At 62.2% G+C, this 13,891-nt stretch carries 13 protein-coding genes; 1 reads left to right on the forward strand and 12 read right to left on the reverse strand.

Going from position 1 to position 13,891, the window contains the following annotated elements:
- Window positions 1-12 precede the first annotated feature (12 nt).
- Complete coding sequence (locus tag H9642_RS09160) at window positions 13-936, reverse strand: SphA family protein (protein WP_251836124.1); 924 nt, start codon at window positions 934-936, stop codon at window positions 13-15.
- A 106-nt stretch (window positions 937-1,042) separates the two neighbouring features.
- Complete coding sequence (locus H9642_RS09165; protein ID WP_251836125.1) at window positions 1,043-1,948, reverse strand: helix-turn-helix domain-containing protein; 906 nt, start codon at window positions 1,946-1,948, stop codon at window positions 1,043-1,045.
- A gap of 184 nt (window positions 1,949-2,132) precedes the next feature.
- Here H9642_RS09165 and pobA point away from each other — a divergent pair, with 184 nt between their 5' ends.
- On the forward strand, window positions 2,133-3,320 hold the full coding sequence (pobA, locus tag H9642_RS09170; RefSeq protein WP_251836126.1) for a 4-hydroxybenzoate 3-monooxygenase: 1,188 nt from the start codon (window positions 2,133-2,135) through the stop codon (window positions 3,318-3,320).
- A gap of 179 nt (window positions 3,321-3,499) precedes the next feature.
- Here pobA and pcaQ read toward each other — a convergent pair whose 3' ends face one another.
- From pcaQ to H9642_RS09220, 10 genes are all read right to left on the reverse strand, one after another.
- The gene (gene pcaQ / locus H9642_RS09175) at window positions 3,500-4,444 is read right to left on the reverse strand and encodes a pca operon transcription factor PcaQ (RefSeq protein ID WP_251836127.1); all 945 of its coding nucleotides are present in this window, start codon (window positions 4,442-4,444) and stop codon (window positions 3,500-3,502) included.
- Between the two features lie 152 nt (window positions 4,445-4,596).
- A complete protein-coding gene (pcaD, locus tag H9642_RS09180) occupies window positions 4,597-5,385 on the reverse strand; it encodes a 3-oxoadipate enol-lactonase (RefSeq protein WP_251836128.1) in 789 nt (262 codons plus the stop codon).
- 162 nt (window positions 5,386-5,547) lie between these two features.
- Complete coding sequence (pcaF, locus tag H9642_RS09185) at window positions 5,548-6,753, reverse strand: 3-oxoadipyl-CoA thiolase (RefSeq protein ID WP_251836129.1); 1,206 nt, start codon at window positions 6,751-6,753, stop codon at window positions 5,548-5,550.
- On the reverse strand, window positions 6,750-7,532 hold the full coding sequence (locus H9642_RS09190) for a CoA-transferase subunit beta (RefSeq protein WP_251836130.1): 783 nt from the start codon (window positions 7,530-7,532) through the stop codon (window positions 6,750-6,752). The genes pcaF and H9642_RS09190 overlap by 4 nt, the downstream gene beginning before the upstream one ends.
- Complete coding sequence (locus H9642_RS09195; RefSeq protein WP_251836131.1) at window positions 7,532-8,383, reverse strand: CoA transferase subunit A; 852 nt, start codon at window positions 8,381-8,383, stop codon at window positions 7,532-7,534. The genes H9642_RS09190 and H9642_RS09195 overlap by 1 nt, the downstream gene beginning before the upstream one ends.
- 200 nt (window positions 8,384-8,583) lie before the next feature.
- The gene (locus tag H9642_RS09200; RefSeq protein ID WP_251836132.1) at window positions 8,584-9,822 is read right to left on the reverse strand and encodes a benzoate/H(+) symporter BenE family transporter; all 1,239 of its coding nucleotides are present in this window, start codon (window positions 9,820-9,822) and stop codon (window positions 8,584-8,586) included.
- A 202-nt stretch (window positions 9,823-10,024) separates the two neighbouring features.
- Window positions 10,025-10,963, reverse strand: coding sequence for a catechol 1,2-dioxygenase (gene catA / locus H9642_RS09205; protein ID WP_251836133.1), 939 nt, complete (start codon window positions 10,961-10,963; stop codon window positions 10,025-10,027).
- 71 nt (window positions 10,964-11,034) lie between these two features.
- Window positions 11,035-11,325, reverse strand: coding sequence for a muconolactone Delta-isomerase (gene catC / locus H9642_RS09210; RefSeq protein WP_251836134.1), 291 nt, complete (start codon window positions 11,323-11,325; stop codon window positions 11,035-11,037).
- A 14-nt stretch (window positions 11,326-11,339) separates the two neighbouring features.
- Entirely contained in the window at window positions 11,340-12,461 is a 1,122-nt protein-coding gene (locus tag H9642_RS09215) for a muconate cycloisomerase family protein (protein WP_251836135.1), read from the reverse strand.
- A 28-nt stretch (window positions 12,462-12,489) separates the two neighbouring features.
- The gene (locus H9642_RS09220; protein WP_251836136.1) at window positions 12,490-13,833 is read right to left on the reverse strand and encodes an MFS transporter; all 1,344 of its coding nucleotides are present in this window, start codon (window positions 13,831-13,833) and stop codon (window positions 12,490-12,492) included.
- Between the last annotated feature and the right edge of the window lie 58 nt (window positions 13,834-13,891).

The raw sequence follows: 13,891 nt of genomic DNA on the forward strand, positions 1-13,891 counted from the left end.
GTTCCGTCGCCATCACAGTGGCACGGTCAACTTCAACCAGAAGGCATCGCCATCGGCGCGGTTGCGCACACCTGCTTCATTTTGCCATTTGCCGCTCAGCGCCCAACCGGACGGACTGCTGTACTGCACGGACGGGCCGATGGCAAAGGCCCGCCCACGATTGTCGGACACCCGATCACCGTCCTGCCGGTCGTCACTGATTTGCTTGTAGACGTAACCGCCGACTCCCACCACCCAGCCATTGCCCAGCCCCCACCCCAGCGCATAGTCGGCATGCAGCTCGCGGCCGGACTTGTAGTCCGTATCGGGGTTTTCGAAATTGTATTCGTGCATCAGGCGGACATCGGCATTCAGGCCAACGGGATCCATGTAGGTCACCGCATACACCGCCTGGATGGTTGCGTAGTTGTTGCCCAGGTTCACCAGATCGTTTCGGTCATATTCGCTGCCGGTGGGCACCACAAAGTCGACACCCACGGCGGTGTGCAATTTGTCACTGTGGTGAAAACCGACCACTGGGCCAAGGTGAGCATCGCCGATGCCGCGCTTGTGGTCGCGTTGACCGTTGAGGTTGAGGCGAATGTCATTGAGCGGCAGCAGCGCATGGAATCCCAGGTCCCCGCCCAGCACTTTCTGCTCGGTGACCCAGATAAAGCGCGGTACCAGCGTGGTGACGCGCAGATCGAAACTCACTCCGAGCCGGTCGCCGGAATTGTCGCGCAGCTCATTGGCCGTGTAGTTGCCGGCGAACAACTGACCATAGGTGCCCGGCGGCGGAAGGATGCCCATCAGGTAGTTCTCGATGCCCATCGGCCAGGATGAGCCGCCGCCCTCGGTGGCCTGGGCGGTGGTGATACAGCCTCCCAGAATGACTCCCAACGCGAGCTGCTGGAAGCCGAGAAGCGGGGCACGAAGGTGAGTGGGAAATTTTTTCATGGAGGTCAGCCTGATCATTTTGAAGGGATCGCCTCCTCTCTGACCATGCAGAAGCCAACCTGATCGAAAACTTTATCCTTTGAGCGCGAGCCGCGGGCCCTGTGCCTTAGGGGTACTCGCCGCCTGTGGAACCAAGCTCGGTATTGCCCGTCGCATTCAGCGAGGCCCGAAAGGCATTGGGCGATTGGCCGCTCAGGCGCTTGAAAAAACGCGAAAAATAGGTCGGATCGCTGAACCCCAGATTATCCGAGAGCCGGCTGATGGTCATGCCGGTATAAATCAGGTCGCGCTTGGCCTCCAGCAGCAGCCGCTGGTGTATCACCTGCAGGGCGCTCTGCCCGGTCAGCTGCCGGCACAGATTATTCAGGTAGGTACCGGAGACTCCCACACGGTGGGCATAGTCCTCCACCGACAGGTGCTCGCGGTAATGCCCCTCCACCAGCTTGATGAAACTTGCCAGATATTCGCGGCTGCGTTCCGTGCTCCTGGCGCCCAAACTTTGCCGGCGCCGGCAGATCCAGATCATCAAGGTGCTCACCATCGACTGCAACAATGTGTCCCGGAACGGCTTGCTGCCTTCATATTCAGCCAGCAGCGCCGCGAACAAGGTGTCGATGTAATGGCGTGAGTCATCGACCGGATAACAATCCGCTCCGCTCAGGTGCGGCCCCAGCTCCGCCTCGAATCGCGCGACCAGCGGTGCCGCCAGTGTCAGCACATAGCCTTCAATATCTTCAGGGAACTGAAAACCATGCACGCAGAGCGGCGGCACCACCTGAAGTGAGGCCTGCTCGATGTTGTGACGTTTTCCCTCGATCTCGACCCGCGAATGCCCGCGCTGGATGTAGAACAGCTGAAAGAGATCCGCATGGCGATGGGGTTGAATTTCCCACTGGTACAGGCTGCTACGCCTGGAGATCGATTCACAGTGCAGCAAGTCAGGCGTAGGCCAGATTTGCTGTTCGCCATACAGCTTGAAAACGGGGACCGTCGGACTATCCAGAGGTTGCATAGGTGTTCCACACATTTTGTGTTATGGGCTGTGACGAAATGGCCGGTAATCGAACGCTGTGTTCAAAAGTGCAATGATTCAGAGGATTATTACCTTATTGTGACGGCGTATTTAGGAAAAATGCAGGGGAATTCTTCCAACCCCAGCTGCCTCCATGAGTGAGCGGCTTTTTCGGGACTAAATAATGAAAACTCAGGTAGCTATTATTGGTGCTGGGCCGTCGGGTCTTCTTCTTGGTCAACTGCTGCACACAGCAGGTATTGAGGCCGTCATTCTCGAACGCCAAACCCCTGAATATGTCCTGGGCCGTATCCGTGCCGGCGTACTGGAACAAGGTACCGTCGACATGTTGCGTGAGGCCGGTGTGTCCGCGCGCATGGACGCCGAAGGCTTGGTCCATGATGGCGTTGAGCTGCTGGTCGGTGGCAAGCGTGTACGCGTCAATCTCAAGGAGCTCACCGGCGGCAAGACCGTGATGGTCTACGGCCAGACCGAAGTGACCCGCGACCTGATGGAGGCCCGCACTGCCAGCGGAGCCCTGACCATTTACTCCGCCACCAACGTACAGCCCCATGACATGAAGGGTGAAAAGCCCTATGTCACCTACGAAAAAGATGGCCAGACCCACCGCCTCGACTGCGACTACATTGCCGGCTGCGATGGTTTCCATGGCGTTTCGCGCAAAAGCATCCCCAGCGAAGTACTGACCGAGTACGAGCGCGTGTACCCCTTCGGCTGGCTGGGCATGTTGTCCGATACTCCGCCTGTGCATGATGAACTGATCTATGCCCACCATGATCGCGGTTTCGTCCTCTGCAGCCAGCGCTCGCTGACCCGCAGCCGTTATTACCTCCAGGTGCCCCTGACGGACAAGGTCGAAGAGTGGTCCGACGAGCGTTTCTGGGACGAACTCAAGACGCGTCTGCCGCAGTCCCTGGGTGACCGGATGGTGACGGGCCCGTCGCTGGAGAAAAGCATCGCCCCGCTGCGCAGCCTGGTGGTAGAACCCATGCAGTACGGCAAGCTGTTCCTGGTCGGTGACGCTGCGCACATCGTGCCGCCCACAGGCGCCAAGGGTCTCAACCTGGCCGCTTCGGACGTGTGCTACCTGTACCGGATCCTGGTCAAGGTATTCAAGGAAGGTCGCACCGACCTGCTGGAAAAATACTCGGAAATCGCCCTGCGCCGCGTCTGGAAGGGTGAACGCTTCAGCTGGTTCATGACCAACCTGCTGCACGATTTCGGCGAGCACAAGGACGCCTGGGATCAGAAGATGCAGCAAGCCGACCGCGAGTACTTCCTCAACTCCCACGCCGGCCTGGTGACCATTGCCGAAAACTACGTGGGCCTGCCCTACGAAGAGATCGTTTAAGCCACCTAGTGAAGCCCACTCCGCCTGCCCTTCCGGCAGGCGGAGTCGTTTTTGGGGCTTGAAAATTCGCTCCAAGAACCATTGCCAAGCATCGGCTTCAGGTCGTGGGCGCTTTTCACATCCGCCCATCGGCGGCGCCTGGCGGACAACGAACTGCGGTTGTCCACCCTACGGCGTGCTTAATGAAAAGGCGGCGACGAGCCCAGGCGCACGCGAAACTCTTCCGCCACCTCGCGCAAGTGCTCGATGCACCACTGCGTTCCCACCGAGGGCGTATGCGTCGGGTTGCTGCAAATGCCGAGCGATCCCCCCGGGTCCTTGATACCCACTTCCAGTTCCGCCAGCTCGTCCTTTTCCAGATCCAGCAGCACCGCGTCACGCGGCGCGACCCAGACCGCATCGCTGAGCAGCACGTAACGACGACTCAGAGCGATGGACAGCGTTTCCAGACGCTGCTGCGGCAGACTGGCGCCACATTGCACATACAGGCTTTCTGCATCACGACGGATGGTGGTATCAGCCGACGGCAGTACCACAGGGTAGTTCTCCAGCGCCTCAGCCTGCACAGGACTGCCAAGCAGCGCATGCCCAGGACGCACCACGAGCACCAGCGGCTCGTGATAGAGGTGCTCGAACGAAAGTCCTTCGATCAACGGACTTTCCGTCATCCGCCCGACCACCAGGTCCAGCTCACCCACCCGCAGCAAGCCCAGCAGGTGAGCGCTCGGCCCGCCGACCACACTGATCCGCAAGGCCTCATGCTGTTCATGCAGCCGACGCACCACCTCCGGCAGAAACGCGCTTTCCACGGTACTGAGCGCGCCCAGGCGCACGCTGGAGACCTCATGGGCATGGCTGCCCAGACTGCGCACACCCTCGCGCAGCGCCTGCACGCTGACACCGGCATAACGCAGGAAAGACTGCCCTGCGCGGGTCAACACCACTCCGCTCTTGCTGCGCTCGCACAGCGAGGCGCCCAAGAACTCTTCCAGTTCGCGCAGCGTTTTTGACACGGCCGGAGGGCTGATCGCCAGGACCGAGGCCGCTCGGGCAAGGCTTCCCTGGCGCGCAATCTCCAGGAAGCAGGTCAGATGGCGAAGCTTGATGCGGTTATCGAGATTCATGGCGAGCGCGGAGGAGGAAAAGTCGCAACCATAGGCGCTTGGTCGCTGCCACGCCAGTGCGGCCAGGTCGCCGCCTTGAGGTTTACTTGGATTGAATCCAACAGACGAAACAAGGCCCCGGTGTCCTGCCGACACCGGGGCCTTGTGTTCGATCAGCGCTTGAGAAAATCCAGCAGCGCCTGGGTGAACCTCTCGCCCACTTCAACATTGGACAGGTGAGCGGCATGGAAATCCACCTGTTCGGCGCCGCGAATGCGCTCCTGCATGAAGCGCCCATCAGCCGGAGTGGTGACAGCGTCCTCGGTACCGCACACGATCAGGGTCTTGGCCTGGATCGCACCCAACTGCTCACGGAAATCGCCATCGCGTACGGCAGCGCAATTGGCCGCGTAGCCCGCCGGAGAGGTGGCAACCAGCATGGACACCACGCGGTCAGCCTCTTGCGGCTCGGCGGCGGCGAACTCCGGTGTAAACCAACGGGCGATGGTGGCATCGCGCAGGTCTCGCATGGCTTGCTGACCACCGGCGTTGACGGTGTCGATGCGCGTATTCCAACCCTCGGCGTTGCCGATTTTCGCTGCGGTGTTGCACAGCACCAGGTGGGTAATACGCTCGGGGGCGTTAATACCCAGCCACTGACCGATCAGCCCGCCCATGGACAAGCCGCAGAACGCCGCCTTGTCGATCTTCAGCGCATCCAGCAGGGCCAGCACGTCGGAGCCCAGCTGCGCGATGCTGTAAGACCCTTCGGTGACCAGCGAGGCGCCATGGCCACGCGTGTCATAACGCACCACACGGAAGGACTTGGCCAGCGCGGGAATCTGCGTATCCCACATACCCAGGTTGGTACCCAGGGAGTTGGACAACACCAGGACCGGTGCCGCGTCGGGACCGTCGATGCGGTAATTCAGTTCGCCATCGGCAAGCTGTAGGGAAGGCATAGGAACTCCTCGAAAAAGATCACTGCGACGTAAAAACAGTCTGGGTGGGGCCGATTTCACATCGGCTTTGTGAAGCCTCTGCTGCCGACATTAAGTCGGCCCCACAATGGGTTTCAGTCACGCTAAGAACCTGCTTCGCAAACGCGCGAGCAGGTCCACCCATCAGACGCGTTCCAGTGCCAGCGCCAGCCCCTGGCCTACACCAATGCACATGGTAGCCAGCCCCAGCTTGCCGCCGGATTTTTCCAGCTGATGCACAGCCGTCAGGACCAAGCGTGCGCCACTCATACCCAGCGGATGCCCCAAGGCAATCGCCCCGCCGTTGGGGTTGACCGCGGCCGCGTCGTCGGCCAGGCCGAGGTCACGCATGCAGGCCAGGCCCTGGGCGGCGAACGCTTCGTTCAGCTCGATCACGTCGAACTGCTCGATGGCGATGTCCAGGCGAGTCAGCAGCTTACGCACCGCCGGCACCGGGCCGTAGCCCATGATGCGCGGCGCAACACCGGCGCTGGCCATGCCCAGCACCTTGGCGCGGGGCGTCAGGCCGTATTTCTCCACGGCCTCGCGGGAGGCCAGGATCATGGCCGCCGCGCCGTCGTTGACGCCCGAGGCGTTGCCGGCGGTGACCGTCTTGTCCGGGCCATTGACCGGCTTGAGCTTGGCCAGGGCTTCGGCGGAGGTGTCCGGGCGCGGATGTTCGTCGGTGTCGACGACGGTCTCGCCTTTACGGGTCTTGATCACCACCGGGACGATTTCTTCAGCGAAAAAACCTTCTGCCTGGGCGCGACCGGCCTTTTGCTGGCTGCGCAGGGCGAAGGCGTCCTGATCGGCGCGGTTGATGCCAAAGTCATCCGCGACGTTGTCGGCAGTCTGCGGCATGGCATCGACGCCGTGCAGTTCCTTCATTTTCGGGTTCACGAAGCGCCAGCCGATGGTGGTGTCTTCGATCTTCTGCGTGCGGCCGAAGGCGGTCTCGGCCTTGCCCATTACATAGGGCGCGCGGGACATCGACTCGACGCCACCGGCGATCGCCAGCTCCATCTCACCGCAGGCAATGGCACGAAACGCACTGCCCACCGCATCCAGGCCCGAAGCGCAGAGACGGTTGAGAGTCACCCCCGGCACGCTGTCCGGAATCCCTGCCAGCAGCAGCGCCATGCGCGCCACGTTGCGGTTGTCTTCGCCGGCCTGGTTGGCGCTGCCCATGAAGACTTCGTCGATGGCCGCCGGGTCCAGCTGCGGGTTGCGCTCCAGTAGAGCCTTGAGCGGGATCGCCGCCAGGTCGTCGGCACGCACGGCGGACAGCGCACCGCCGAAACGGCCGATGGGCGTGCGCACGGCGTCGCAGATAAAGACTTCGCGGGTCATTCGTCACCTCCGGCCTGCCCGTGGGCGATGGCGGTACGCTCTTCCAGGGCACGCAGGGCGTCGAGCTCATGCTGGGTCGGCGCCTCGGTTTCCACCACCTGCTCGGCAAAGCGAATCGGCCAGCCGGTGGCTTCAATGATCTGCTCGCGGGTCACGCCCGGGTGAATCGAGGTGACGATGAATTCGTTGCTGCCGGCTTCCGGCTCCATGATGCACAGGTCGGTGATGATCGCCACCGGACCGGCACCCGGCAGGCCCAGGCGCTGGCGATGATCGCCGCCTTCGCCGTGGCCGACCGAGGTGATGAACGCCAGCTTGTCGACGAAGGTGCGGTGGCCCTGCTTGAGGATGATGAACACCCGCTTGGCCGAGCCAGCGATTTCCGGCGCGCCGCCGGCACCCGGCAGGCGCACTTTCGGGTTGTGGTAATCACCAATCACCGTGGTGTTGATATTGCCGAACTTGTCCACCTGGGCGGCGCCGAGGAAGCCGACGTCGATGCGCCCGCCCTGCAGCCAGTAGCGGAAGATTTCGCCCGTGGGTACGACGGTATCGGCGGTCTCGGCCAGTTCGCCATCGCCAATCGACAACGGCAGTACCGTCGGCTTGGCGCCGATGGGGCCCGATTCGTAAATCAGGGTCACGTCCGGCGCATGGGTCAGGCGCGCCAGGTTGGCCGCCTTGGACGGCAGGCCGATGCCGACGAAGGTCACGTCGGTATTGCCCAGCCGGCGGGCTGCGGCCACGGTCATCATTTCATTGGTGTTGTAGGCGCTCATTACTTGGCCTCCTGGGCCAGCTTGGCCTTGAACTCGTTGAAATCGGCGGTACCGCGAATGTAGCGGTCGATCCAGGCGATGAATGCCTCACGGTCGCGGGCGATCGGGTCCCAAGCCTTGTAGAAGGCGTTGTCACGCTCGTAATAACCATGGGCATAGGACGGATGGGCACCGCCCGGCACTTCGCACACAGCGGTGAGTGCCCAGGTCGGCAGCACGCAGGCGTTCATCGGTGCCTTGAGGTCGTCGACAATTTCTTCGACGGTGACGATGCAACGCTTGGCGGCCAGGGCGGCTTCTTTCTGCACACCGAGGATGCCTTGAATCAGCACATTGCCCTTGCGGTCGGCCTTCTGCGCGTGGATCACGGTCACGTCCGGGCGCACACTCGGTACGGCAGCCAGCACTTCACCGGTGAATGGGCAGGTAACGGTCTTGATCAGCGGGTTGACCTTGGGCAGGTCCGAGCCGGCGTAGGCACGCAGCACGGCGAACGGCAGGCCCGAGGCGCCAGCGACGTAGGCGTTGGCCATGTCGGCATGGCTGTGTTCTTCGATTTCCAGCGGCTTGGGCCACTGCTTCTCGACGGCATCGCGCATGCGGTGCAGGGAACCAACACCGGGGTTTCCGCCCCAGGAGAAAATCAGTTTCTTCGCGCAACCGGCGCCGATCAGCAGGTCATACACCAGGTCCGGCGTCATGCGGATCAGGGTCAGATCCTGCTTGCCCTGACGGATGATTTCATGAGATGCCGCAGTCGGGATCAGGTGGGTGAAGCCTTCAAGGGCGATGCTATCGCCGTCGTTGACGAAACGCTGGATCGCTTCGCTCAGGGGGATGATTTCAGCCATGTCGGAATCTCGTGTTGAGTCAGGGATGCTGGGCATCCGATGGACAAAACAGTACGCCGCGGTGCCGGTCAGAACAATTCGATTATCGATTCACTGTTCGATAATCGAACACAATTACCTATTTGAGTCGTTCTTGACGAATGCTGAAGTTTGGCGTGATGCGACGCCTGCCAGTACCTTTCCGGCTCGCGATGAAATCCTCAGACGAGGTTACTCGCTCTGCTTTCTCGGGTCTCGTTGTCGGCATCAGCAACCGATGAACGCGGCACCGCTGGGCGCCGTGCCGTCAGCAACAGATGCGCGCCGATGCCGAACACCAATCCCCAGAACGCGGCGGATAGGCCGAGGAACGACATGCCCGACGCAGTGACTAGAAAGGTGATCAAGGCCGCCTCGCGATCGGCCGGCACCGACATCGCACCGCCCAGCGCACCTCCGATGGCTGCCAGCAACGCAAGTCCAGCCAGCGCTGCGATCAGCGCCGCGGGAAAAGCGGTAAAGAACGACACCAGGGTGGCGCCGAAGATGCCCAGCACCAGGTAAAACACGCCGCCAACGACTCCGGCGACGTATCGCCGGGCCGGGTCTTCATGGGCTTCCTTGCCGGTGCAGATGGCGGCGGTGATCGCCGCCAGGTTCAGTCCGTGGCAAAAGAAGGGCGCCAGCAACAGAGAGCCCAGCGCGCTGCTGCTGATCAACCGGCTGGCCGGCGTCTGATAGCCATCGTTGCGCAAGACAACCATGCCCGGCACGAACTGCCCGGTGAGTGCCACCACCACCAGCGGCAAGGTCACGTTGAGGATGACCTGCCAGCTGAAGTCGGGGCTGATCCACACCGGCGTGGCCAAGCCGATAACCAGCGCCTCGCTGCGCAGTTCGCCGGTGATAAGTGTGCACAACACGCCCACCACCAGCACGGCGAGCACCGCATAACGTGGCAACAGCCGTTTGCCCACCAGGTAGGCCACCAACATGGTCAGCACCAGCCAGGGCTGATCTTGCATGGACACGAACAGATCGGTGCCGAACCGAAACAGAATGCCGGCCAGCATCGCGGCGGAGATCGCGGCCGGCAACTTACCGATCAACCGATCAAAGGTACCGGAGAGGCCAACCAGCAAGATGATCAGACTGGAAACCAGATAGGCGCCCACCACCTCGTTGAGGCTGATGCCTGGCAATAACGTGACCAGCAGTGCGGAGCCGGGCGCCGACCAGGCAATGATGACCGGCACCTTGTAGCGCAGGCTGAGGACGATACCCAACACCCCGCTACCCATGGAAATGGCCCAGACCCAGGACGACAGCACGTCATGGGGCAGGTCTGCAGCCTTGGCTGCCTGAAAAATGATGACCAGGGGGCCTGCGTAGGAAATGACGGTTGCAATAAAACCGGCAACCACAGCGGAGAGGGAGCAGTCCTTCAGTAGCGCTTTCATAGTGCCTCGCAAGTCAGGCATGGCCATCCGTGGCGGTGCCCGGATCGCTCTTGTTGTAGAGGTGACGCGGTGGAACGGTGGAATGAAGCCGGTAAAGGTGGTGGATGAAAAGAGCGTCATCCACCCTACGAAGCCTGGCGCTTGTGTAGGGTGGATGGCGCTTTACCATCCACCTTGTTGATCAGCAAAGGTCGCCTGGGGATCAGGCCTCTTGCAGGGCACGCGGACGATTACTGCGCTGTTCTGCCGTCGGGACTGCTGCCTTCTGCAGCTGGAAGTCGAATCGCACTTCGGCGAAGCGCCCTTCCACGCCGCGTGCGCGCGCAGCTTCGGCACCCTCGCTGAAGCGGATTTCACCAATCAGCCCGTCGCGGGTGGCATAGGCGAAGTCGTCCCACAGGTACTGGTCGCCTGACAGGTTGATCTGCGTGGTCAGGTGACGATGACCCGGCGCTGAAATGAAGAAGTGAATATGCGCTGGGCGCTGCCCGTGACGCCCAAGCAGATCGAGCACTTCCTGGGTCGGACCATCGGGCGAGCAGCCATAGCCGGAGGGCACGATGCTGCGGGCGCGGTAGCGGCCCTGGGCATCGGTGATGATGCGACGGCGCAGGTTGTACTCGGACTGGCTCTGGTCGAACCAGGAGTAGTTGCCCTGGGTGTTGGCGTGCCACACATCCACTGTGGCGCCGGCGATCGGCGCGCCATCCACATCGAGCACCTGACCGTCGAGGAACATCACCGTGGCGACGCGGTCTTCGCTGCCGTCGTCCATGCGCGTCTCGCCCTCGGATATTGGCGCACCGGCCACGTAGAGCGGGCCTTCGATGGTGCGCGGCGTACCGCCCACCAGGCCATCCTGCTCGTCCTTGGCGTCCTGCAACAAATCGAGGTAGTGCTCAAGCCCCAGGCCGGCGACCAGCAAGCCAGCTTCGTTACGGCCACCGAGACGATTGAGGTAATCCACGGCCTTCCAGAATTCGTCCTGAGTGATCGCCAGGTCTTCGATGAGTTTCGCAGTGTCCACCAGAATGCGGTTGATCACCGTCTTCATGCGGCTGCTGCCTTCGTCGTTCTTGAAGCCGCTGGCTTCCTTGAAGAAGTTCTGCACGTGCTCGGAGTGGGAAATTTTTACAGTCATGGCTCAGGCCTCATTTTTGTAATTGTTGTCACGGGGTTAACAGACCGGGGCATGCCCGGCTTGGAACGGAATCAGCTGTCGTCATCGCGGATCGAGGACGGATGGCGGCACAGCGGATTGACGTCGATCTCCATGTAGGGAAACAGCGGCAGCCGCATCAGGGTGTCGTGCAGTGCCTGCACGCTGGGCACGTCGAACACGCTGTAGTTGGCGTACTGACCGGCGATGCGCCACAGGTGGCGCCAGGTGCCCTCGCGCATCAGACCCTGGGCCAGCTCCTTCTCGTCGGCCTTGAGCCTGGCGGCCTTGGCCGGGTCCATGTCGACCGGCAGTTTTACGGTCATCTTTACGTGGAACAGCATGGGCGAACCTCCTGTCAGGTGCGGCGGAAGAACGCCAGGCGCTCTTCATCGAGGGTCAAGCCAAGGCCGGGCGAGCGCGGCACTTCCAGCTGGAAGTCGCGGTAGACCGGCGCCTCGGTGACGATTTCTTCGGTGAGCAGCAGCGGACCGAACAACTCGGTGCCCCAGGTCAGCCTGCTCAGGGTGATGAAGGCATGGGCCGAGGCCAGGGTGCCGATGGCGCCTTCCAGCATGGTGCCGCCGTACAGCGCGATACCGGCCGCCTCGGCAATCTGCGCGGTGCGCAGCACGGCGCGCGGGCCGCCGTTCTTGCCGATCTTCAGGGCGAAGATGCTCGCAGCGCCGTCGGCCGCAAGGCTGAAGGCGTCTGCCACGCTCTCGATGGACTCATCGGCCATGATCGGCGCCGGGCTGCGCTGATTCAGGCGCACCTGGCCGGCACGGTTGATGCGCGAAATCGGCTGTTCGATCAGATCGATGCCGTTGTCACCGAGCACCTGGCAGGCACGGATGGCCTGGGATTCATCCCAGTACTGATTCACATCGACGCGCACGCTGGCGCGCTCACCCAGCGCTTTCTTGATGGCGATGACGTGCTTGAGGTCCGCGCTTACCTCGTTGGCGCCGATCTTCAGCTTGAAGATGCGGTGACGGCGGATGTCGAGCATCTGCTCGGCTTCGGCGATGTCCTTGGCAGTGTCGCCGGAGGCCAGGGTCCAGGCGACTTCCAGGCTGTCGCGGACTCGACCGCCGAGCAGCTCGCTGACCGGCAGCCCGAGGCGCTTGCCCTGGGCGTCGAGCAGCGCGCTTTCCAGGCCGGACTTGGCAAAGGTATTGCCCTTGGCTGCTTTGTCCAGGCGCAGCATGGCGGCATTGATATTGCTCGCATCCTGGCCGATCAACAGTGGCGCGAGATGGCACTCGATGTTGGTCTTGATGCTTTCCGGGCTTTCGTTACCGTAGGCCAGGCCACCGATGGTGGTGGACTCGCCGATGCCTTCGATACCGTCGGCGCAGCGCACGCGGATAATCACCAGCGTCTGCTTCTGCAGGGTGTGCATGGCCAGCTTGTGCGGGCGAATGGTCGGCAGGTCGACGATGACGGCTTCGATGCTTTCGATCAGGATGTGGCTCATAGCGGCTCCCGGAGTTCTGGTTCAGTGATCAGGCTTTCGCCGCAGTCAGGCCGGCTGGCGCAACGCTGCTGCTGCGTTGACCGGAGACGGCGAAGACCGCCATGGCCAGCGCGGCAATCACGCCTGGAACGGCAAAGGCCATGAAGTTCAGTTGCAGCGGCAGGTTGATGCCCATCAGCGCCCCGCCCAGCAACGGACCGACGATGGCCCCGTTGCGGCCGATGCCGGACGCCCAGCCAAGGCCGGTGGAGCGGATCGACAGGCCGTAGAACTGCGCCGCACTGGCGTAGAGCAGAATCTGCGTACCGATGGTGGTCGCGCCGGCAATGGTGATCAGCGCGTAGAGCACCGGCATCGGCGTCTTGATGCCGAGCAAGGCGATGGAAACCGCCGCCAGGGCGAAAAACACCACCACCACTTTGGCGAGGTTCAAACGGTCGCCCAGCCAGCCACCCAGAATCGCGCCGAACATGCCGCCAAAATTCAATGCCAGCAGGAAGGACAGGCTCGATCCCAGGCTGTAACCGGCATTGGCCATCAGCTTCGGCAACCAGGAGCCCAGCGCGTAGACCATCAGCAGACAGCAGAAGAACGCCACCCAGATCGACAGGGTGCGAACGCCGCGGCCGTTGCGGAACAGCTCCAGCACCGATGCGCTCTTGCCCTTCACTTCGGTCATCACCAGCTCGTCGCCGGCGCTGAGCGCACGGCTTGGATCGATACGCTTGAGCAGCGTGCGCGCCTGCTCGGTACGGCCCTGGCGCACCAGAAAGCCCACCGACTCCGGCAACTTCCAGAGGATCACCGGCAGCAACAACAGCGGCACGGCGGCGGCGAAGAACATCGCTTCCCAGCCAAAGCGCGGCAGCATGTAGATGCCCAGCCCGGCGGAGAACATGCCGCCCAGCGAATAGCCGCTGAACATGATCGCCACCAAGGTGCTGCGCAGTTTTTTCGGCGCGTATTCGTTCATCAGCGCGACCACGTTGGGCATCAGGCCGCCGCAGCCGAGGCCGGCCAGAAAGCGCAGCATGCCGAACTCCGTCGGTGTGCTGGCAAAGCCATTGATCACGGTCGCCACGCTGAACAGCAGGAAGCAGATGGCGATACCCTTCTTGCGCCCGATGCGGTCGGCCAGGGTGCCGAACACCAGGGCGCCGAACATCATGCCGAACAGCGCGTAACTGCCCAGGGCGCCGGCCTGCAACGGCGTGAGGCCCCACTCCTGCATGATGGCGGGCAGGACCACGCCGTAAATGAACAGGTCATAGCCGTCGAAGATCAGCAGCAGTGCGCACAGGCACATGACCAGCCAGTGGAACCGGCTGAAACGGGCGTTATCGATGATGTCGTGAATATCTACTTTTCGCATGGCAAGAATCTCTATTGTTTTTGTAATCAGGATTCGCCGCAGCAAGCCTATTGGCGCA

Origin of the sequence: Serpens gallinarum (assembly GCF_014836765.1) — a bacterium.
Lineage (GTDB): Bacteria > Pseudomonadota > Gammaproteobacteria > Pseudomonadales > Pseudomonadaceae > Serpens > Serpens gallinarum.

Excerpts from the sequence above, each read along its gene's own strand:
- H9642_RS09165 (WP_251836125.1), bottom strand. The coding sequence starts at position 1,948 with ATGCAACCTCTGGATAGTCCGACGGTCCCCGTTTTCAAGCTGTATGGC.
- H9642_RS09160 (WP_251836124.1), bottom strand. The coding sequence starts at position 936 with ATGAAAAAATTTCCCACTCACCTTCGTGCCCCGCTTCTCGGCTTCCAG.
- catC (WP_251836134.1), bottom strand. The coding sequence starts at position 11,325 with ATGCTGTTCCACGTAAAGATGACCGTAAAACTGCCGGTCGACATGGAC.
- catA (WP_251836133.1), bottom strand. The coding sequence starts at position 10,963 with ATGACTGTAAAAATTTCCCACTCCGAGCACGTGCAGAACTTCTTCAAG.
- H9642_RS09200 (WP_251836132.1), bottom strand. The coding sequence starts at position 9,822 with ATGAAAGCGCTACTGAAGGACTGCTCCCTCTCCGCTGTGGTTGCCGGT.
- pcaF (WP_251836129.1), bottom strand. The coding sequence starts at position 6,753 with ATGACCCGCGAAGTCTTTATCTGCGACGCCGTGCGCACGCCCATCGGC.
- H9642_RS09220 (WP_251836136.1), bottom strand. The coding sequence starts at position 13,833 with ATGCGAAAAGTAGATATTCACGACATCATCGATAACGCCCGTTTCAGC.
- H9642_RS09195 (WP_251836131.1), bottom strand. The coding sequence starts at position 8,383 with ATGGCTGAAATCATCCCCCTGAGCGAAGCGATCCAGCGTTTCGTCAAC.
- pcaQ (WP_251836127.1), bottom strand. The coding sequence starts at position 4,444 with ATGAATCTCGATAACCGCATCAAGCTTCGCCATCTGACCTGCTTCCTG.
- H9642_RS09215 (WP_251836135.1), bottom strand. The coding sequence starts at position 12,461 with ATGAGCCACATCCTGATCGAAAGCATCGAAGCCGTCATCGTCGACCTG.
- H9642_RS09190 (WP_251836130.1), bottom strand. The coding sequence starts at position 7,532 with ATGAGCGCCTACAACACCAATGAAATGATGACCGTGGCCGCAGCCCGC.
- pcaD (WP_251836128.1), bottom strand. The coding sequence starts at position 5,385 with ATGCCTTCCCTACAGCTTGCCGATGGCGAACTGAATTACCGCATCGAC.
- pobA (WP_251836126.1), top strand. The coding sequence starts at position 2,133 with ATGAAAACTCAGGTAGCTATTATTGGTGCTGGGCCGTCGGGTCTTCTT.